The organism is uncultured Alistipes sp., from assembly GCF_949296715.1.
GTDB lineage: Bacteria > Bacteroidota > Bacteroidia > Bacteroidales > Rikenellaceae > Alistipes.
The window spans coordinates 1-19,651 of sequence record NZ_CASFQD010000005.1 but is presented as its reverse complement, the minus strand read 5'-3'; the positions used below and the strand labels follow the sequence as shown (position 1 = coordinate 19,651).

The 19,651-nt window shown below is 63.4% G+C and carries 15 protein-coding genes; 9 read left to right on the top strand and 6 right to left on the bottom strand.

Features of this window, described 5'->3' with window-relative positions; all coding sequences use genetic code 11:
* The first annotated feature begins 6 nt into the window (after nucleotides 1-6).
* From Q1Y33_RS00640 to Q1Y33_RS00630, 3 genes are all read left to right on the top strand, one after another.
* Nucleotides 7-1,113 (top strand): efflux RND transporter periplasmic adaptor subunit, encoded by a 1,107-nt coding sequence (locus tag Q1Y33_RS00640; protein ID WP_300797277.1) that lies wholly within the window; start codon nucleotides 7-9, stop codon nucleotides 1,111-1,113.
* 19 nt (nucleotides 1,114-1,132) lie between these two features.
* On the top strand, nucleotides 1,133-2,533 hold the full coding sequence (locus Q1Y33_RS00635; protein WP_300797276.1) for a TolC family protein: 1,401 nt from the start codon (nucleotides 1,133-1,135) through the stop codon (nucleotides 2,531-2,533).
* A 284-nt stretch (nucleotides 2,534-2,817) separates the two neighbouring features.
* A complete protein-coding gene (locus tag Q1Y33_RS00630) occupies nucleotides 2,818-4,479 on the top strand; it encodes a putative transporter (RefSeq protein ID WP_300797274.1) in 1,662 nt (553 codons plus the stop codon).
* Here Q1Y33_RS00630 and Q1Y33_RS00625 read toward each other — a convergent pair.
* The 6 genes from Q1Y33_RS00625 to Q1Y33_RS00600 all read right to left on the bottom strand — a co-directional run bounded on the left by Q1Y33_RS00625 (nucleotide 4,402) and on the right by Q1Y33_RS00600 (nucleotide 12,665).
* On the bottom strand, nucleotides 4,402-5,835 hold the full coding sequence (locus Q1Y33_RS00625; protein WP_300797303.1) for a mechanosensitive ion channel domain-containing protein: 1,434 nt from the start codon (nucleotides 5,833-5,835) through the stop codon (nucleotides 4,402-4,404). The two genes, Q1Y33_RS00630 and Q1Y33_RS00625, sit on opposite strands and share 78 nt — an antisense overlap.
* 57 nt (nucleotides 5,836-5,892) lie before the next feature.
* Nucleotides 5,893-6,393 (bottom strand): NUDIX domain-containing protein, encoded by a 501-nt coding sequence (locus Q1Y33_RS00620; protein WP_300797272.1) that lies wholly within the window; start codon nucleotides 6,391-6,393, stop codon nucleotides 5,893-5,895.
* Between the two features lie 404 nt (nucleotides 6,394-6,797).
* Nucleotides 6,798-9,299: an OstA-like protein gene (locus Q1Y33_RS00615; protein WP_300797270.1), complete on the bottom strand. Its 2,502-nt coding sequence runs from the start codon at nucleotides 9,297-9,299 to the stop codon at nucleotides 6,798-6,800.
* Between the two features lie 6 nt (nucleotides 9,300-9,305).
* Nucleotides 9,306-10,709, bottom strand: a complete 1,404-nt coding sequence (locus Q1Y33_RS00610) for a peptidylprolyl isomerase (RefSeq protein WP_300797268.1) — start codon at nucleotides 10,707-10,709, stop codon at nucleotides 9,306-9,308.
* An 11-nt stretch (nucleotides 10,710-10,720) separates the two neighbouring features.
* Nucleotides 10,721-11,635 (bottom strand): hypothetical protein, encoded by a 915-nt coding sequence (locus tag Q1Y33_RS00605; RefSeq protein ID WP_300797266.1) that lies wholly within the window; start codon nucleotides 11,633-11,635, stop codon nucleotides 10,721-10,723.
* Between the two features lie 58 nt (nucleotides 11,636-11,693).
* The gene (locus tag Q1Y33_RS00600) at nucleotides 11,694-12,665 is read right to left on the bottom strand and encodes a CPBP family intramembrane glutamic endopeptidase (protein WP_300797264.1); all 972 of its coding nucleotides are present in this window, start codon (nucleotides 12,663-12,665) and stop codon (nucleotides 11,694-11,696) included.
* A 112-nt stretch (nucleotides 12,666-12,777) separates the two neighbouring features.
* On the opposite strand from Q1Y33_RS00600, the gene Q1Y33_RS00595 reads away from it, so the two are divergent.
* The 6 genes from Q1Y33_RS00595 to Q1Y33_RS00570 all read left to right on the top strand — a co-directional run bounded on the left by Q1Y33_RS00595 (nucleotide 12,778) and on the right by Q1Y33_RS00570 (nucleotide 19,514).
* Nucleotides 12,778-13,554 (top strand): AAA family ATPase, encoded by a 777-nt coding sequence (locus tag Q1Y33_RS00595; protein WP_300797263.1) that lies wholly within the window; start codon nucleotides 12,778-12,780, stop codon nucleotides 13,552-13,554.
* Nucleotides 13,551-14,420: a ParB/RepB/Spo0J family partition protein gene (locus Q1Y33_RS00590; RefSeq protein WP_300797261.1), complete on the top strand. Its 870-nt coding sequence runs from the start codon at nucleotides 13,551-13,553 to the stop codon at nucleotides 14,418-14,420. The genes Q1Y33_RS00595 and Q1Y33_RS00590 overlap by 4 nt, the downstream gene beginning before the upstream one ends.
* Before the next feature lie 7 nt (nucleotides 14,421-14,427).
* Nucleotides 14,428-15,597, top strand: coding sequence for a DUF5683 domain-containing protein (locus Q1Y33_RS00585; protein WP_300797259.1), 1,170 nt, complete (start codon nucleotides 14,428-14,430; stop codon nucleotides 15,595-15,597).
* A complete protein-coding gene (locus tag Q1Y33_RS00580) occupies nucleotides 15,598-16,965 on the top strand; it encodes a lytic transglycosylase domain-containing protein (protein ID WP_300797258.1) in 1,368 nt (455 codons plus the stop codon).
* On the top strand, nucleotides 16,962-18,365 hold the full coding sequence (gene mnmE, locus Q1Y33_RS00575; RefSeq protein ID WP_300797256.1) for a tRNA uridine-5-carboxymethylaminomethyl(34) synthesis GTPase MnmE: 1,404 nt from the start codon (nucleotides 16,962-16,964) through the stop codon (nucleotides 18,363-18,365). The genes Q1Y33_RS00580 and mnmE overlap by 4 nt, the downstream gene beginning before the upstream one ends.
* A gap of 270 nt (nucleotides 18,366-18,635) precedes the next feature.
* Nucleotides 18,636-19,514, top strand: coding sequence for a helix-turn-helix domain-containing protein (locus tag Q1Y33_RS00570; protein WP_300797254.1), 879 nt, complete (start codon nucleotides 18,636-18,638; stop codon nucleotides 19,512-19,514).
* Nucleotides 19,515-19,651: the final 137 nt, after the last annotated feature.

Below are 19,651 nucleotides of genomic sequence, written 5' to 3'. Positions count from 1 at the left end.
CGCCTTATGAAAAAGTTTCTGAAGATTTCCGCCGGCGTGCTGTTCATCGCCCTGCTGTTCGGCACCATCTGGTTCCTGTGGCAGAAGACCCGCCCGGTGAAGTTCGTCTACGCAATCGTGCAGCCCCGCCCCGACACGCTGCAGCAGGTAGTCGTCGCCACGGGCAAGGTGGAACCCCGCGACGAGGTGCTCATCAAGCCCCAGATTTCGGGCATCATCTCCGACGTCTACAAGGAGGCCGGCGAGAAGGTCTCGGCCGGCGAGGTGATTGCCACGGTGAAGGTCGTGCCGGAGATGGGCCAGCTGTCGAGCGCCGAGTCGCGCGTCTCGGTGGCCGAAATCTCGCTCTCTCAGACGCGCCGCGAGTACGAACGCACGCAGGCGCTGCACGCGAAGGGCGTGCTTTCGGACGAGGAGGCCGAGCAGAGCCGCACCGAGCTGGCAAAGGCCGAGGAGGAGCTGCGCAACGCACAGGAGAATCTGGAGATTGTCAAGGACGGAATATCGAGCCGCTTCAAGGAATTGAGCAACACGCAGATACGTTCGACAATCACGGGCATGATCCTCGACGTGCCGATCAAGGTCGGCAACTCGGTGATTCAGGCCAACACGTTCAACGACGGCACGACAATCGCCACCGTGGCCGACATGTCGAACATGCTCTTCCGCGGCAACATCGACGAGACGGACGTCGGCAAGCTGCACGAAGGGATGCCCGTCAGGCTGACGATCGGTGCGCTGCAGAACGTCGAGCTCGACGCCCTGCTGGAGTACGTCTCGCCCAAGGCCACGGAGGAGAACGGCGTCATCATGTTCGAGGTGAAGGCCGCCGCGACGATTCCCGACAGCATCTTCGTCCGCGCGGGCTACAGCGCCAACGCGAGCATCGTGATCCAGCGCCGCGAAGGGGTGCTGACCCTGCCCGAGAGCACCGTCGAGTTCGAGGGCGACAAGACCTACGTGCAGGTGCTGACGAGCCCCGAGGGGGCCGAGGAGCAGACCTTCGAGCGGCGCGAGGTGAAAATCGGGCTCTCGGACGGCATCAACATCGAAATCACCGAGGGCGTGACGGCCGACGACAAGGTACGCGGCGCCCGCGAGGAGAAGAAATAACCCCTAACGCAGACCGCACATGAAAAAGAGCCTCATACTCCTTCTGGCCGCAGGCCTCGCCGTGCAGGGGCTGCGGGCGCAGGCCGCAGCAGAAGAACCCGCCGCGCCGGCTGCCGCGGAGACCTCCGCCGCGGAGGATGCGCCGGCCGAACCGGCCCCGGGCGCAGCCTGGACGCTCGACGACTGCATCGGCTATGCCCAGCGCAACAACATCAGCGTGCAGCAGCGCGCCCTGCAGGTCGAGCAGCAGCAGACGTCGCTCTCGACGGCCCGCTTCAGCCGCCTGCCGAACCTCAACGCCTCGATCGGCACCGACTTCTCGTTCGGCCGCACGCTGGCCGCCGACAACACCTACCGCAGCGACAACCAAACCTCGGGGTCGGTGAGCGTCGCGGCGAGCATGCCCCTGTTCGAGGGGTTGCGTATCAACCGCGAGATCAAGGGCTCGAAACTCGACCTCGCGGCCGCCGTGGCGGACCTCGAGCGGGCGCGCGAGGATGTCGCCGTGAACATCATGACGCTCTACCTCCAGGTGCTCTACAACCGCGAGATGGTCGGCATCGCCGAACGGCAGCTGGCCTTGAGCACGGAGCAGGTAAAGCGCAGCCGCGAGCTGGTCGACACGGGCCGGCAGCCCGAATCGGCCTACTACGAGAGCGAGGCCCTGCGCGCGAACGACGCCCTGAACCTCACGCAGGCGCGCAACGACCTGCAGCTGGCGCTGCTCGACCTGAGCCAGGCGCTCAACCGCGAGAGCGCCGCGGGCTTCGACGTCGTCACGCCGCAGCTCGACAGCGTAACGCTCGCCTCGATGCACGCGCTGGGCTCGGCCGACGAGGTCTATGCCGCGGCCGTCGAGGAGCGGCCGCACGTGCGCGCCGAGCGCATCCGGCTCGAAAGTGCCGGGAACTCCGTGGAGATCGCCCGCTCGGCACTCTACCCGTCGCTCTCGCTCAGCGCCGGGTACGGCACGGGCATCTACAGCCGCGACCCGGAGCGCTTCTGGACGCAGTTCCGCAACTACAGCCGCGAATATGTCGGGGTGAGCCTCTCGATCCCGATCTTCAACCGCCGCGCCACGCGCAACAACATCCGGCAGGCACGGCTCTCGCTGCGCAACCAGCAGCTCCAGCTGACCGACGCCGAACAGACGCTGCGCAAGCAGATCGAGCAGGCGTGGTACAACGCCGACGCCGCCTATGCCAAGTACGTCTCGGCCACGGCGGCCCTCGCCTCGGCCCGCGTCGCCTTCTCCTACGAGGAGCAGAAGGCCGCGGCGGGGCGCTCGACGGTCTACGACTTCCACGACGCCAAGACCCGCATGGAGAAGGCCGACGCCGAAGCGGCGCAGGCCAAGTTCGAATTCGTCTTCCGGCAGAAGATTCTCGACTACTACCGGGGTCTGCCGCTGACGCTCTGACCGCAGGAGGGAGGGATACCCGGACGAAGAGAGCGCCGAGGAGCCAGAAACGGCAGGTCGGCCTGCATCGCAGTCCAGCGGGGAGGGCACGGGAAACCGGTGTCCTCCCCGTTTTCATTGCGGTGCGAAGAGGACGCACGGCCACGGCCGGAGCCAAAAACGGGGATCGGGCGGCTGCAAAACGACAAATCGCGGCAAAAATGGCGGCGGTCTGAAAAATTTGACCTACTTTTGCGGCACGGATGCGGCAAACGGCTGCCGCCTCCGCAACGAACACAACGGGAATGGATTGGCTCAAGGACTTGTTCATCGAACACTCGGCGCTGCAGGCCGTCGTGGTGATCTCGCTCATCTCGACCATCGGCATCGGGCTGGGAAAAATCCGCCTCTTCGGCGTATCGCTCGGCACGGCCTTCATCTTCTTCGTGGGCATCGTCGCCGGGCATTTCGGCCTCACGCTCGACCCCGCGATGCTGACCTACGCCGAGAGTTTCGGCCTGATCATCTTCGTCTACGCCCTCGGCCTGCAGGTCGGACCGGGCTTCTTCAGCTCGCTGCGCGCCGGCGGACTGCGGCTCGTCTCGCCCGCGGTCGGCGTGGTGCTCGTCGGCACGCTGCTGGCCGCCGCCTTGAGCATCGCCTGCCGGGTCCCGATGCCCGAGATGTCGGGCATTCTCTGCGGCGCGACGACCAACACCCCCGCTCTCGGAGCCGCACAGCAGGCCCTCGACCAACTGGGGCTCGACACCAACGGCGCGGCGTTGAGCTGTGCGGTGACCTACCCGCTGGGCGTCGTGGGGGTCATTCTGGCCATCATCTTCCTGCGCAAGCTCTTCGTGCGGCCCTCGGACCTGCCCGGTCCCGACGCCGAGCACCGCAAAAACGTCTTCATCGCCAGCTACCACCTGACCAACCCCGCGGTCTTCGGCCGCAGCGTCCACGAAATCGCCGCACAGAGCCACCACCATTTCGTCATCTCGCGCGTGTGGCGCGACGGCAAGGTCTCGATCCCCACGTCGGACAAGACGCTCCAGAAGGATGACGTCATACTGGTCATCACCACACCCGCCGAGGCCGACGCCCTGCGGCTCATCTTCGGCGAGCAGGAGCAGAAGGACTGGAACAAGGAGAACATCGACTGGAACGCCATCGACAGCCAGCTCATCTCGCAGCGCATCCTCGTGACGCGCCCCGAGATCAACGGGCGCAAGCTCGCGTCGCTGCGCCTGCGCAACAGCTACGGCATCAACATCAGCCGCGTCTACCGCTCGGGCGTGCAGCTGCTCGCCACGCCCGACCTGCGGTTGCAGTTAGGCGACCGCCTCACGGTCGTGGGCGAGGCCGCGGCAATCCGCAACGTCGAGAAGATTCTCGGCAACGCCGTGAAGAGCCTCAACGAGCCGAACCTCGTCGCCGTATTCATCGGTCTGATCCTGGGTCTGACGCTCGGAAGCATTCCGCTCGCGATTCCCGGCATCTCGATCCCCGTGAAACTGGGACTGGCCGGCGGCCCGATTATCGTGGGCATCCTCATCGGCACGTTCGGCCCCCGCATGCACATGATTACCTACACGACGCAGAGCGCCAACCTCATGCTGCGCGCCCTGGGGCTCTCGATGTACCTCGCCTGCCTGGGGCTCGAGGCCGGGGCGCACTTCTTCGAGACGGTCATGCGGCCCGAAGGGGCCCTGTGGCTCGGGCTGGGATTCCTGCTGACGTTCGTGCCGGTCGTCCTCGTGGGGCTCTTTGCGCTGCGCGTGCTGAAGGTCGACTTCGGGACGGTCGCGGGACTGCTCTGCGGCAGCATGGCCAACCCCATGGCGCTCAACTACGCCAACGACACAATCGAGGGAGACAACCCTTCGGTGTCATACGCCACGGTCTACCCCGTCTGCATGTTCCTGCGCGTGATTGTCATCCAGATTCTGCTCATGTGCCTGCTCTGACGGCGCATCGGAGCCGTCCGACGCCCCCACCCGGACCGTCCGGTCCGACTGTTCCGCCGCATCCTGCTCCCCGGGGTCTCCCGCACCGCTGGCCAGCGACTCCTGCAGCGAAGCCAGGTCGTTGCCCGACGGGCTCTGGAAGACACGCAATCCGAATTCCGGTATCACGGCCAGCACATGGTCGAAGACATCCGACTGAATGCGCTCGTATTCGGTCCACACGACCGTATTGGTAAAGAAATAGAGTTCCATCGGAAGGCCCGTCTCGGTCGGCTGCAACTGCCGCACCATGAGCGTCATTTCGCGGTTCACGGGCACCTCGCTGCGCAGGTAGCGCACCAGGTAGGCGCGGAAGACGCCCAGGTTGGTCTGGTGCAGCCCGTTGATCTTCCGCTCGCCGGGCCGGATGCCGTGCTGCACGTTGTACTCCTCGACACGCCGCTCGGTCTGGTCGATGTAGTCGCGCAGCAGGTCGATCTGCCGGTACTTCTCGAGCATCCCGGGCGTGCAGAACCTGACGCTCGTCATGTCGATCGAGACCGACCGCTTGACGCGCCGCCCGCCCGACTGTTGCATGCCGCGCCAGTTCTGGAACGAGTCGCTCACGAGCAGGTACGGAGGCAGCGTCACGATCGTATTGTCGAAATTGCGTATCTTCACCGTCGTGAGCGACACCTCCTCGACCGTGCCGTCCGCCCCGTACTTGGGCATGGAGATCCAGTCGCCGACCTTGAGCATGTCGTTGGCCGAGAGCTGGATACCCGACACGAAACCGAGGATGCTGTCGCGGAAAATGAGCATCACGACGGCCGCCGAGGCGCCCAGTCCCGTCAGCAGGAAGGTCGGGGACTTGTCGATCAGCACCGAGACGATCAGGATGATGCAGATGAGCCCGACGATGCCCTGCGCCGTCTGCCGCAACCCCTTGATCGGCTTGTCCTGCCACGCGGGGCGCGTGGAGGCGATGCGGAACGACGCGCCGAGCAGGGCATTGACGAAGCGCATGACCGTGAAGATGAAGTAGGCCTGCACGATGCGCGCCACGGCGACATGCGCATCGGACTGCGCATCGAAGATGACGGGCAGTACGATGAGCAGCAGCAGGGCGCTGGCCACGTGGCAGGCACGGCCGAGCACGGCATCGCTGAAGAGTTCGTCGTCCCACGTCACCGCGGTGCGCCGCACGACGTGCCGCACGCCGCGGGCGAGGACCCGGCGGCACACGAAATCGAAAGCCACGGCCACGAGCACCACAAGCAGGAACGCCACCCAGCGGTCCCACGCATCGTTGTGGACCGGCGTGACACCCAGCCAGGCGAGCAGCGCATCGGCCCAGCCGCGCAGGAGATTCTGCAGATTCAGCATGTACAACATAGTCGGTATGGTCAGGAGCGGGGCCACCCCCGCATGGGGTTACTTCAAAATCAGTTCCATTTCACCTTCGAAATTGGGGGTCAGCACCCCTTTTCCGACACTGGCGCGCAACTCGTCCGCCGTCCAGAAACGTCCGCCGTCCAACTCGTCGCTCGGACGGATCGCACCGTCGAAGCGCGTGCGGAAGACGTGCACGAGTTCGTACTCGCGTTCCGAACGGAAGTCGTAGACGCCGACCGCCTCGGCCTCGAACGCCTCGAGCCCCAGCTCCTCGCGCGCTTCGCGGCGCAGCGCCTCTTCGATCGTCTCGCCCCAGGCGACGTGTCCGCCCACGGCCGTATCCCAGCGTCCGGGCTGGATATCCTTCCACGCGGGGCGCCGCTGGAGGTAGAGTTCGCCGCGCGGGTTGAAGAGATGCAGGTGCACCACCGGGTGCAGCAGCATCGAGCCGCCGTGGCACTCGCCGCGCGTGGCCCGGCCCACAACCCGTCCCGAGAGGTCGACCACGGGGAAGAGTTCTTCGCTGTTGTCGCAGTTCATCGTATCGGATTCAAAAAAGGTCCTTCTGCAAAAATAGCACAAAATAGTGAAAAGCCCCCACCCTTCCGGTCCGGAGCGGCGAAAAAAGAGCACTCCGGCGAAAAACCCCGACGACGCGCCGCCGCGGAGAGCAGCGTCCGGCAAACGCAGACGGCAGGGGGGGGCTGAACACCGGAGCAAAGGGCATCCGGAACGCCAGGACAAAGGGTATCCGGAACACCGGGGCAAAGGGCATCCGGAACGCCAGGACAAAGGGTATCCGGAACACCGGGGCAAAGGGCATCCGGAATGCCGGGACCCACCGGATACGGCCGGTAGAGCGAGGATTCCGCCCCGTCGGAAAAAACCGCGTCCGGACCTCGGACGGTCCGGACGCGATCAGGGTACAGTCTGTCGGAGACGGATCAAAGCGCCGGGCCCGACTCGCGGGGTTGCCCCACCTCGTAGCCCAGGTCGCGCATCCACTCCACCGTGGCCTCATCGATCTGATCCATGCGGTCACGCCAGCGGCGCTGTTCGATGAGCAGCCGCTTGTAGTCCTCGATGCGGTGCAGGATCGGGAAACCGGGATGCGGCAACGCCGACTTCTCCGCCCGGACCGAAGGGCGTATCTCACCGTCGAAGACATCCCGCTGTGCGGGCCGACGGTCACCCTCCCACCTGAAGCCCTTGAGGAAGGTCTCCCGATCAGGCGGTATGTTGCTGACCGGATAGATATACCAGACGGGGTTCGACCGGTAGACGATCGAGACCACCTGCTGCTCCTCGATGAAGAACGAACAGTCGCCGCTCTCGATGAAGGCCACGTTCACGATTTCGGGCGGCTCGCCGTCCTGCATGTAGTAGATCGTCTGGGCGTTGCCGTTGACGTCGTTGCGGAAAATCTCGTTGTTGTGGAAATAGGAGACCATCCCCTTGCCGGCAACCTGGTTGTAGTGGAGCGTGTCGAGCTGCGAAACCATCATCGGAGAACCGACGAACTCGGCGCGCGTGATCTGCTGATTCTCCGTGAAGATGTCCATCACGTCGGAGGTGACCTGGTTGCTCTGGTTCCACAGGACGGGCTCGATGTAGAGGTGGATCGTCGAGTCGGTCGAAATCATCACCATCGAGTCGCAGACGTTCTGGAAATCCGAACGGTAGGCCCGCACGTTGCGGTAGCCCTTGACCAGGCGGTAAATCGAGTCGCGCGGCACGGCGACAGTCACCGAATCCGTCGTATCGGCCGCAAGCACGGACATCGCGGCGCTGTCGGCCGACCACTCCGCAACGAGCAGCCGGTAGAGCGAATCCTGTTCGGCGGCATTCCGCTCGACCAGCGAATCAATCTCGCGCAGCGCCGTGGAGTCGACCTCGAAAGGTTTGCCCCGGCGCGCGGCACGCGCCTGCCGTGCCCGCAGCTTCGACTCGGCCTTCAGCCGCCGGGCCGCCAGCCGGGCCTCCTCCTTTGCCTTCGCTTCGAGCAGCTTGGCCGTGGCCTTTTCGCGGCGCTCGGCGGCGATTTCGTCGAGCTTCTCCTTGCGCGCCTTCGCTTCGGCTGCCTTGCGTTCGGCCTTCTCCTTACGCGCCTGCTCCTTGAGCAGCGCCTTGCGCTCGGCCTTCGTCAGCGTATCGAGCGCCCGGACGCGGGCCAGCGAATCGGCCGCCGCCAGTTCGAGCGAATCGACAGCCGTCTTCTCCCCGAGGTGCAGCGAGTCGGCCGTCATTGCCAGCGAGTCGGCTCCCAATGCAGTCGAGTCGGCCGGAAGCGCAGGCGTCGTGCGCAGGGCCGCCGAGTCGAGCCCCGCCCGGCGCGAGGTCGAATCGCCCCGGGGCCGCTCCCCCATCGGGTGCGGCGGCGTCATCGAGGCGGAATCCTTTGCCAGGGCCTTCGCCAGCGAATCGGCACGCGCCGCGGCAGCGGCCCGCCGTGCCTCCTCCTGTTCGTTGATCGTGTAGAGCCAGATCGTATCCGAACGCATGAAGAGCGAGTCCCCCTGCGTGCGGTCATAGCTGATGAGCGCCGGATCGCGCGTGAGCAGCGCATTGCCCGGCTCCTTCCAGTACTCGCCGTAATCGCCGAAAGCCAGCGACTTGTGTTCCGTATCGTCGATCTGGATGTCGCGCCGCAGGATCACGTGGTTGCGCATGCGGTAGAAATCGATGCTGTCGCTCCACATCTCCTGCTTGTCGGTCAGCAGGTAGCCGTTGCGCGTCACGATGTAGAGCGTGTCGGCCTTGCGGTATTCGCCCCGGTCGGCATAGAGGTAGTCGCCGTCGCGGTTCCAGATGTTCGTGCGGTCGAAGAAGTAGGCGTTGTCGGTCGCCATGTCATAGACCACCGAGTCGCCCCGGAGCTCGTACTCCTCGTTGCGCATCTCCACCTCGTCGACGGCGATCAGCTCCTTCGTGTCGGCATAGTAGTAGCCGCGCACCGCCTCGAGCAGGTTCTCGCGGTTGATCAGCACGCCGCCGCCGGCAAACAGTCCGATGTTCGACTTCGTGTCGAAGAGGAACGTATAGGTATAGAGCGTGGCGTCGCCGTCGACGACCTTCACCAGGTCGGAATAGACGCGCGCCTCGTTCAGCTCGCCGTCGTACTCGGCACGGTCGCCGTAGATGTAGGTCGTGTTCTTGTTGATGATGACGTTGCCGAAGAAGTCCATGCGCAGGTCCGAATAACGGACGGCGCTGTCGCACGTGATGACCGCCCCGTTATGCTGCGCGGCGAAGTTCCGCACCAGGAAGATCGCCGAATCGCCCGGAGCCACGGGACCCGTCAGGTCCGCCTTGTAGTCGATGTATCTCTTCTCTTCGGGCGTGGAGGCGGCTCCGGGCTGCGGAGTTTGCGGGGACTGCACGCCGCCGCGCGCCAGCAGCGCACAGCAGGCTACAAGAGGGATCGCTATGGAGAGCAGGCGTCGCACGGCTGGCTACTTCACCCAGTGTTTGTTCTCGAACTCCCCGCCGCGGAACTCCGGATCGATGTAGACGTACATGGCGTCGATCTTCTTCGTGAGCCACTCGCGGAAGACGCGCTCCTGCTTGGCCATCAGGGCCATCTCCTCGAGGCGCAGGTAGTCCTCGTTGAGCGAGGCGACGTGTGTCGGGATGATTTCGATGAGCTTGACGATCTTGGCCAGCTTGTTGCTCATGATATCCTCCGTGAGGAAGGCATCCGACACCTCGCCGGGCTTGAGCCGCAGCAGGTTGTTCAGGTCGTCGGGCGCATAGGCGAAGTCCTCCTTGAGGAACTTGGTCACCGTCTGCCGCACGTCGACGTTGAACGAGTAGAAGCGCTCCAGCAGGTCGTGGTTCGAGACCACGCCGCCGTTCATCTTCGACGAGGCGTCGTCCGAGTATTCGAGCGCCGCCTTCTCGAAGGTGATCGAGTCCAGGCGGATCATGTTCGCAAGGCTGTCGAGCGAACGGGCCGTCTCGGCAAGCTCCTCCGAGGTGTAGATCGGCAGGAGCAGGATGTGGCGGAAATGGTACAGCTGGCCCCGCTTGTCGAGCAGCTGGATGATGTGGAATCCGTACTGCGACTCGACGATCTCGGAGATCTGCCCGGGCTTCATCGTCTCGAGCGCCGCGGCGAACGCCGGATCGAGACCCGCCAGCGGCGTGGGGTCCATCTCACCGCCGCGCATCATCGTACCGGGGTCCTGCGAGTACATGCGGGCCATGTTCTCGAACTTCGCCTTGCCTGTGATGATGCGCTCGCGCAGGTCCAGCAGCCGCTCGCGCGTGCGCTGCTTGGCCTCCTTCATCGACTTGGGGAACTTCGTGATCTGCGCGTAGACGTACTGCTCGGCGATCATCGGCAGGCTGTCGCGGTCGATCGACTTGTAGAAACGCTCGACCTCGCCCGGGATGATCGTCACCTTGCCGATCACCTCCTGCTGCATGGCCTGCGCATAGGCCTGCTCCTCGTAGTTCTGGCGCATCATCTCCCGGATGCTGTAAATGGGCATGTGGTGCTTGGCCTCGAGTGCCGGGATCGAACCCTCCATCTCGACCATCTGCTGCACCTGCTCCTCGACACGCGACGGGATGTCGGACATGTGGGTCACCGAGTCGATCAGCGCCTGGTTGTAGAGGAGCTTCTGCGTCAGCAGCGCCTCCAGCGCCTCGTTCATCGGGTCCCGGTCGGAGGTGTAGCCCTCCTGCCGGCGCTGCATCGTGAGCTGGCGCGCATATTCGTCCACCTCGGAGTAGAGGATCGACGAGCCGCCCACGACGGCGACCACCTTGTCGAGCATCACCTGCTGCCGCTGTGCGATCGCGCCCGCGACAAGCAGCACGAGGGCCGACGCCAATATACCTTTCTTCAACATCTTGTATCCGTTTATCGTTTGTTTTCCATTGTCGGCGGGAGGGAGTCCGCGGCGGCGCGGCCCCCGTCGGGAAGCCGGACCTCACCCTCCTCCACGGCCCGCGTATAGAGCTCCTCCTCGTGGCGGCGGATAATATCCGTCTGCCGCTGGTTGAAGAGGATGCGCCGGATCGTCGCCCGGAGCCGCTCGAGCGGGATCGCCTCGCCCTCGCGCCGCACGGCGTCGATCTGGAAGTAGTAGTGCGAATAGCTGTCGCGCATCTCCTGCACGGCGGTCGTCGCGAGCAGCGGGTCGTAGTTCTGCGAACGCCGCGTGGGGAGGTAGCTCAAAAACTCCGAAAAATCGATCCACTGTTCGCGGAAATCGTTGACCTCAAAGTTGTTCTTGACGCACAGGTCGCTGAAATCCTGCTGGCGGGCCGGCGACGGCGACGCCATCAGGGGCTTGAGTTTCGTCACCTGCCGGTAGCTGTCGGGCACCCGCACGATGCGGCCCTTGACGATCGTCCGGTCAAGGCGGAAATCGCCCTTGTGGGCCTCGTAGTAGGCCGAAATCTCGGCATCGCTGAAGGTCGTGTCGACGCTCCGGTCGACGTAGTACTGGTCGAGCTTGCGGATCAGCAGCGCCTGCCGGTACTCCTCGACCATCTTGTCGATGTCGCCCGCCGAGGCCGAGAAGAGCTCTTCGGCCTCCTGCAGCTTGAGCTGCTTGCGCACCCACCGGTCGACATAAACCTTCATGAAGGCCGCGCTGTCCTCGCCCGAAAGCCCCTGCGGGACCACCGTGCGCACGTCGCGCAGCCGCAGCTCCTTGCCGCCGGCCCGGGCAACGGCCGCATCGCCCGCAAAATAACGGGGCAGCTCCCGGCATCCCGCCAGGAGCAGCACGCAGGCAAGCGCCGCCCATATTTTTGTCCGCAGCCTCATGGTTCGACCGACAAAGATAAAGCTTTTACTCGTAAGTAACGCAGCACCGGGCGGATTATTACGCCGCGGCGCGATTTTTCTCCCCGCGGTGCTGCTCCTCGCGGCGCATGCGGCGCAGCGTGCGCACGGTCATGAATCCCGAGAAGAGGAAGACGAGGGCCGCGACGGCGTAGACGATCAGGTAGAGCGTGCGGTTTTCGATCAGGTCGACGAGCATGCCTTCGCCGAGCCCCACGGCCATCAGCATGTAGGCGATGCCGTTGTTGATCGCGTGCAGGAAGATCGTGGACCAGAGCGAATCCGAGGCGATGTAGACGAATCCGAGGATCAGCCCCATGAAGACGGCGTTGACGATGACCGTGGGATGGCCGTGCACGGCGCCGAACATCAGCGACGAGAGCAGCCAGGCGACGACCACGCCGTAGCGCGCACGCATCGAGTCGAGCAGCACGCCCCGGAAGATCACCTCCTCGAAGAGCGGCGCCAGCACCACGAGCGTCACGACCGACCAGATGCCGCGTCCGTAGACGTTCGGCACCTCGGGCAGGGCGTTGAGCAGCGGTTCGAGGACGACCGACGTCGAGAACATGAAGAGCACGCCCCAGAGCAGCAGCATCGGGTTGAGCCCCCGGCCCGAGAAGCGTCCGATGCCGCGGGGCCCGTGACGGTACGCACGATAGAAGAGGTATGCGGCGAGCGTGCACGCCATCGTGACGAAATAGGACAGGGCGTTGAAAGCGCCCAGATCGGTCTGTGCGGCGATCTGCGCCGCCTCGTCGCCGTCCGACAAACGGGTCAGATCGGGCCACGGGCAGCCGGCGAGCAGCGCCGCGAGCATGCCCACGAAGTTGGCCGCCAGGAAGATGCCGAGGAAGACCAGCAGGTCGACCAGCGTCGGGAAAGGCTTGTGCGGACGGGCCGACGGCTCCTGTGCCGCGGCGGGTTCCGCCGCCTGCGGCCGCTCCGCGCGAGGGGTTTCGCCGACGGGGGATATCGTCTCCGGAGTTCCGGATTTTTTTTCTTCGTTCATATATGCTGTCAATGTCAATTCGTTCCGGACACAAAGATAGGCAATTTTCCGCAACGGTTATGGATTTCCATTTAATTTCATTAAATTTGCCCGATTATTATCCCGATTGAAAATGGCAAAAGTGATAGCTTTGGCGAATCAGAAGGGCGGCGTGGGCAAAACCACGACGGCCATCAATCTGGCGGCTTCGCTCGCCCTGCTGGGCAAGAAGGTGCTGCTGCTCGACGCCGACCCCCAGGCGAACGCCACCTCCGGGCTGGGCTTCGACATAAACCTCGAGGGCATCTACGAGTGCATCACGGGCTCGCGCCAGGCCGACGAGGTGATCCTCCGCAGCCCCGACGTGAAGAACCTCTGGCTGCTGCCCTCGTCGATCGACCTGGTGGCCGCCGATACCGAGCTCCCGAAAATGGAGAACGCGCACCACGTCATGAAACGCATCGTCGACTCCGTGCGCGCGAAGTACGACTATATCTTCATCGACTGCTCGCCCTCGCTGGGCTACACCACGGTCAACATCCTCACGGCCGCCGACACGGTGCTCATCCCCGTGCAGTGCGAATACCTCGCGCTCGAGGGGCTGTCGAAGCTGCTGAACACGATCCGCAAGGTCAAGACGTCGCTCAACCCCGCGCTCGACATCGAGGGCTTCCTGCTGACGATGTACATGCGCAACCGACTGAACAACCAGGTCGTCAACGAGGTGCGCCAGCACTTCGGCGAGCTGGCCTACGACACAATAATCCAGCGCAATATCCGTTTGGGAGAAGCCCCCTCGCACGGCAAGCCCGTCATGCTGTACGACGCGGGCGCCACGGGATCGGAGAATTACCTGACCCTGGCGCGGGAGTTTCTGAAGCGCAACCGCAAAAAACAGACACAACAATGAAACAGAAGGGATTAGGACGCGGCCTGGACGCCATCTTCGGCGCCGACACGATCGACGCCCGGCTCAAGCCCATGAGCCAGATGGCCGAGATCGACATCGCGCAGATCATACCCAACCCCACGCAGCCGCGCACGCAGTTCGACGAGGAGGCGCTCGACGAACTGGCCGACTCGATCCGGCAGCTGGGCATCATCCAGCCCATCACGGTGAAGAAGGCCGACGAGGGCAAGTACATCATCATCAGCGGCGAACGCCGCTGGCGTGCGGCGCAGCGCGCCGACCTGAAGAGCCTGCCGGCCTACATCCGCGAGGTCGACGACGAGAACCTCCACGCCATGGCCCTCGTCGAGAACATCCAGCGGCAGGACCTCAACGCCATCGAAATCGCGCTGGGCATGCAGCGCCTGATCGACGAGTGCCACCTCACACAGGACGCCCTCTCGGAGAAGGTCGGCAAGAAGCGGTCGTCGGTGTCGAACTACCTGCGCCTGCTGAAGCTCCCCGACGAGGTGCAGCTCGCCCTGAAGGAGGGCCTCATCTCGATGGGGCACGCCAAGGCCATTGCCGGCGCCCCGGCCGACGAGCAGCTGCGCCTGCTGAAGAAGTGCATCCGCAAGGCCCTCTCGGTGCGTCAGACCGAGGAGCTGGCCCGCACCCTCGCCGAGCGCCCCGCACAGCCGGCGCAACCCGCCGAAGAGGAAGAGTACCCCGAGAGCTACGCCCGGCTGGTCGAGCAGCTCGAAGGCTTCTTCTCGCAGCAGATCGAAATCAAACGCTCGAAAAACGGCGGCGGCAAGATTGTCATCGGCTTCGACGACGACCGGGACATCGACCGCTTCCTCGAACGATTCGCAACACGCTCCTGATACGACGATGGCACACCCGCGGCTCCGATACCTCGTTGCGGCCCTCGCGGCCCTGCTGCTCTGGCTTCCTGCCACGGCCCAGCTGCCCCGCGGCCCGCGCACGCTGGTGCGCGCCGGCCTGATGGACAAGCCCGACACGCTCAAGGCCGAGCGCGATTCGCTGCGTGCCATGCAGCTCTACGCGCTCTTCGACTCGCTCTCGCGCGAGGACTACCTTGCCGACTCGATGGCGCTGCGCTCGCTGCGCACGGACGACATCGTCACGCTGGACTCCATCGCCCGGGCCCGCTTCCTGCTGGGGTACACGGCCGCCGATACGGCCAAACGCCATGTCTTCAAGAAGGGGTGGTTCATGAGCGACTCGATGGGCATCTCGAAGGTGTGCTGGTTATCGACCGTCATTCCCGGCTACGGGCAGATCTACAACAAACAGTACTGGAAGCTGCCGATCCTCTACGGCACGGTGGGTACGGGGCTGGCGCTCTTCATCCACGAAAACAAGACCTTCAAGCCCCTCAAGCGCGAATACGACGCCTACACGAACACCAGCCTCTCGCGCACGCCCGAGCTCGACGCCCTGCAGGCGCGCATGATCCGCAGCAACACGCGGCGCCAGCTCTACCTGGGCATCACGCTCGCCTCGTACATCTACTTCATCGGCGACGCGGCCGTCTGCTACAGCACCAACGAGGTGTCGAGCGTCAAGAAGGCCACGACGCTGGCCTGCATCTTCCCGGGAGCCGGACAGATCTACAACAAAAGCTACTGGAAGGTGCCGTTCGTCGTCGGCGGCTTCGCCTCGATGATCTACTGCATCGACTGGAACAACCGCGGCTATCAGCGCTTCAAGAAGGCCTACGCCCTGCTTGCCGACTACGAGGCCCATCCGGACAAATATCCCGACGGCCCGACCGACGAGTTCAAGGGGCGCTACTCGGCGGACTTCATCCGCAACCTGCGCAACAACTACCGCCGCAACCGCGACCTATGCATCATCATCTCGGGAGCGCTCTACATCCTGCAGATCATCGACGCGCACGTCGATGCCCATCTGAAGGACTACGACATCTCGGACGACCTGTCGATGAACCTCGAACCGCTCGTGGACTATACCTACGTACCTACACTCCAGGGCAACCGACCCGTTTTCGGTTTCAACATGAGTCTCAAGTTTTAGATGAAGAGAACCCTCCTGACCCTCCTGCTGCTCGCCGGCCTCGTCATCAGCGCGACGGCCGACGACCGCTCCCCGCGCAAGAAGCGCAAGAAAGAGAAAGCGCGCACCGAACAGCCGGCCGAAACGCCCTCTCCGGCTGCGGCGACACCCGCCGAGACGCCGGAGACCGAACAGCCCGCCGTCGAGGAGCTGCCGACGGACATCACCCTCGAATACACGGCCGAGCAGGTGGACTCGCTGGTGGCGGTCTGGCGCGAACGCCAGCGGCACGATGCCTACGACGAATTTTTCGAACGATACATCCTGATCGACACGACGGCAACGGCAACGGGCTCGACGCCCGACTCGGTCTACGTCAAACGGTTGCAGGACCTCGTATCGCCGATCCAGCTCCCCTACAACGCCATCGTCCGCAACTTCATCAACCGTTACATCGACCCGCAGTACGGCACGATCAGCCGCATCCTCGGCATGTCGAAATACTACTTCCCGCTCATCGAGGACGAGCTGCTCAAGGAGGGTATGCCCGTCGAGCTGCGGGCCCTGCCGATCATCGAGTCGGCCCTCTCGCCCACGGCCGTCTCGCGCATGGGCGCCGTGGGGCTGTGGCAGTTCATGCCCTCGACGGGCAAGAGCTACGGTCTGGAGATCAACTCGCTGGTCGACGAACGCCGCGACCCCGTGCGGGCCACGCAGGCCGCCTGCCGCTTCCTGAAGGACCTCTACGCCATCTACAACGACTGGACGCTGGCCATTGCCGCCTACAACTGCGGCCCGGGCAACGTCAACAAGGCCATGGCCCGCTCCGGAGGCAAGAACTTCTGGGAGATTTATGACTACCTGCCCTCCGAGACGCGCGGCTACGTCCCGGCCTTCATCGGCGCAACCTACGCCTACGCCTACCACCGACAGCACGGCATCGAACCTACCGAGCCCCCCATCCCGCTCTCGGTGGATACGCTGCGCATCAACCGCCTGCTCCACTTCGGGCAGATCTCCTCGACGATCGACCTCGACATCGAGACGCTGCGCCAGCTCAATCCCCAGTACCGGATGGACATCGTGCCGGCCACGACGAAGACCTACACGCTCGTGATCCCGCAGCGCAACGTCGCCCAGTACATCGAACACGAACAGGAGATTTTCGCCAAGGATTCGGCCTACCTCAAGGAGTACATCAATCCGGCAAACATCGAGAAAAAGCGCGCCCAGCGCAGCGGCACGATCTACATCGTCAAGAAGGGCGACACGCTGGGCCACATCGCCCGCCGCTACCACGTGACCACCTCGCAGCTCATGCGGTGGAACAACATCCGGAACCCGCGCACGCTGCGCATCGGGCAGCGGCTGCGCATCGAAGGGAGATGACCGGCGCGGACCACGATACCATCGTCGCCCCGGCCACCGCGCCGGGCGGAGCCATCGCCGTCGTCCGCGTGAGCGGCGCAGAGGCACTGGCCGTCTGCGACCGAATCTTCCGCGGCCGCGGGAAACTGGCCGACGCCGCAGGATACACGGTCCGCTACGGGCGGATTGTCGAGCCGTCCGCCGCCGCGGACCCGGCTTCGGATTCCGGCGCCCCGGCCGAGCGGACGATCGACGACGTGCTCGTCACGCTCTTCCGCGCCCCGCACTCCTATACGGGTGAAGATTCGGCCGAAATCTCCTGCCACGGATCGCAGTACATCGTGTCGGAGCTCCTGCGGCTGCTCTGCCGGGCCGGCGCCCGCATGGCCGAGCCGGGCGAGTTCACCGTGCGCGCCTACCTCAACGGCAAGATGGACCTCTCGCAGGCCGAAGCGGTCGCCGACCTGATCGCCTCGTCGTCGCGCGCCGCCCACACGCTCGCCACGACGCAGCTGCGCGGCGGCTACTCGGCGGACCTCGAAGCGCTGCGCGGGCGGCTGCTGCAGCTGGTCTCGCTGCTCGAACTCGAACTGGACTTCTCGGAGGAGGAGGTAGAATTTGCCGACCGCACGCAGCTGCGCGAGACGATGGAGCAGATCGACGCCCGCATCGAGGCGATGCGCTGCTCCTTCACGCTGGGCAACGCCATCAAGCAGGGGGTCGCCGTGGCGATCGTCGGAGCACCGAATGCCGGGAAATCGACCCTGCTGAACCGCCTGCTCAACGAGGAGCGTGCCCTGGTTTCGGAGATCGCCGGGACGACGCGCGACGTCATCGAGGAGCGCACCAACATCGACGGCGTGGAGTTCCGGTTCCTCGACACGGCGGGCATCCGCACGACGGAGGACCGGCTCGAACGCATGGGCATCGAACGCACACTGTCGAGCATCGCCCGGGCACGGATCATCATCCGCCTGCTCGATGCCACGCAAGCGGGTGACAGCGACACGGTCCCGGCGCCCGATTTCGAGGTGCGGCGGGACCAGCGCCTGCTGACCGTCATGAACAAACTCGACCGCTGCCCCGGCCGGACACTTCCGGAGGGCGTATTGGGTCTCTCGGCGAAAACCGGCGAGGGGCTCGACACCCTGCGCTGCGCGCTGCGCGCTGCGGTCGACACGGAAGCGCTCTACCACGGCGACACGGTCGTCTCGAACAGCCGCCACGCCGAGGCGCTGACTGCGGCACACGACGCCCTGCTGCGGGCGCTTGAGGGGCTGCACGAGGGGCTTCCGACAGACCTTTTGAGCGAGGAAATCCGTCAGGTGATCGGCCACATCGGCACAATCACGGGCCGCGGCCAAATCACGCCCGACGAGGTGCTGCAAAACATCTTCTCGAAGTTTTGCATCGGCAAATGACGGCTTGTAAACAGCCATAACCAACTATAACCATTTAGAATAAAGTCGCTGTATATCAGCGACTTTTGTTTTTATGTACTTTCCAGTTGCCGTTTGGAGATCACGGATTTTCTCCATATTTTCCTACCATATTTCTACCGCGGAGCAAATTCCACGCAAGCCGAAATATCACACCGACGCAGTAGTTGACGTGTGTTGACAGTGGTTTACATGTGTGGACAGTTGGGGAAATTAGTATTTATGAAAAACGACGGAAAATAGAGAGAAAATATGGAGGTAAAAAGGATTTGTCAATGGTGCGGGAAACCCTTCATCGCCAAGAAAACGACGACCTGTTATTGCAGCCCGCAATGCTCGAAACGGGGTTACAAACACCGCATGATGGAGCGAAAGATGGAGCTGCGCCACATGCAGGAGATGCAGGAATTGCGCTCGTCGCTGGAAAAGCAGGATTACTTCACCTTTTCGCAGGCGGCTCGTTTGATGGGCGTAAGCCGCCAGTACATCTACAAACTGGTCAAGGAGGAGAAGCTCCGCGCATCGCGGCTCAGCGGGAAGATGTCGTTGATACGGCGGGCTGACATCGAGCTCATGCTCAAAAGCAAGCCATATGAACGGATGGTCCCTAAGGAGGACTTCAAGATAACGGAATACTATACCGCCGAGGAGATTGCCCAAAAGTACAAGGTTAACGCCAAATGGGTGTGGACCTACACCCGGCAGCACAAGGTGCCGAAAGTGCGCATCCGCCAGTTCAACTATTACAGCAAGAAACATATTGATGCCGCCTTTGCCAAATATGAGGTGGACTCCGACCTGACGGAATGGTACACTCCCGAAGATATTCAGGAGAAATACGGCATGACACGTGTCGCCATCCGTTCGCACGTCTACCGTAACAACATTCCCTCAAAGAAAGAACACGGGCAGATCTACTACTCGAAACTGCATTTCGACCTCTCGAAAAACTCTGCGGAAGAGAGCAAGGCCGAATACTACACCGTCAAAGAGGCAATGGAAAAATTCAAACTCTCCCGTGACTCGGTTTATAATATCCTGCAATTCCATCAGATTCCCCGAGAGAAGAACGGGCGCTTCGTCCGCTTCCTGAAAGTGGATTTTGACCGGGTAATGGGTGTCCGTAAGTGACCCGATTATAGGCTACCGTAAATTATTCCAAAATTAATCGTCACTGAAGGTGGTCTGCATGGTTACATTACAGTGATTTGCCAGCGAATTAATAACAACCATAAAAAATATAACATTATGAACGATTGTAAAACCGT

Coding starts and splice junctions, on each gene's coding strand:
- Q1Y33_RS00640 (WP_300797277.1), top strand. CDS start 7: ATGAAAAAGTTTCTGAAGATTTCCGCCGGCGTGCTGTTCATCGCCCTG.
- Q1Y33_RS00635 (WP_300797276.1), top strand. CDS start 1,133: ATGAAAAAGAGCCTCATACTCCTTCTGGCCGCAGGCCTCGCCGTGCAG.
- Q1Y33_RS00630 (WP_300797274.1), top strand. CDS start 2,818: ATGGATTGGCTCAAGGACTTGTTCATCGAACACTCGGCGCTGCAGGCC.
- Q1Y33_RS00620 (WP_300797272.1), bottom strand. CDS start 6,393: ATGAACTGCGACAACAGCGAAGAACTCTTCCCCGTGGTCGACCTCTCG.
- Q1Y33_RS00610 (WP_300797268.1), bottom strand. CDS start 10,709: ATGTTGAAGAAAGGTATATTGGCGTCGGCCCTCGTGCTGCTTGTCGCG.
- Q1Y33_RS00605 (WP_300797266.1), bottom strand. CDS start 11,635: ATGAGGCTGCGGACAAAAATATGGGCGGCGCTTGCCTGCGTGCTGCTC.
- Q1Y33_RS00600 (WP_300797264.1), bottom strand. CDS start 12,665: ATGAACGAAGAAAAAAAATCCGGAACTCCGGAGACGATATCCCCCGTC.
- Q1Y33_RS00595 (WP_300797263.1), top strand. CDS start 12,778: ATGGCAAAAGTGATAGCTTTGGCGAATCAGAAGGGCGGCGTGGGCAAA.
- Q1Y33_RS00590 (WP_300797261.1), top strand. CDS start 13,551: ATGAAACAGAAGGGATTAGGACGCGGCCTGGACGCCATCTTCGGCGCC.
- Q1Y33_RS00585 (WP_300797259.1), top strand. CDS start 14,428: ATGGCACACCCGCGGCTCCGATACCTCGTTGCGGCCCTCGCGGCCCTG.
- Q1Y33_RS00580 (WP_300797258.1), top strand. CDS start 15,598: ATGAAGAGAACCCTCCTGACCCTCCTGCTGCTCGCCGGCCTCGTCATC.
- mnmE (WP_300797256.1), top strand. CDS start 16,962: ATGACCGGCGCGGACCACGATACCATCGTCGCCCCGGCCACCGCGCCG.
- Q1Y33_RS00570 (WP_300797254.1), top strand. CDS start 18,636: ATGGAGGTAAAAAGGATTTGTCAATGGTGCGGGAAACCCTTCATCGCC.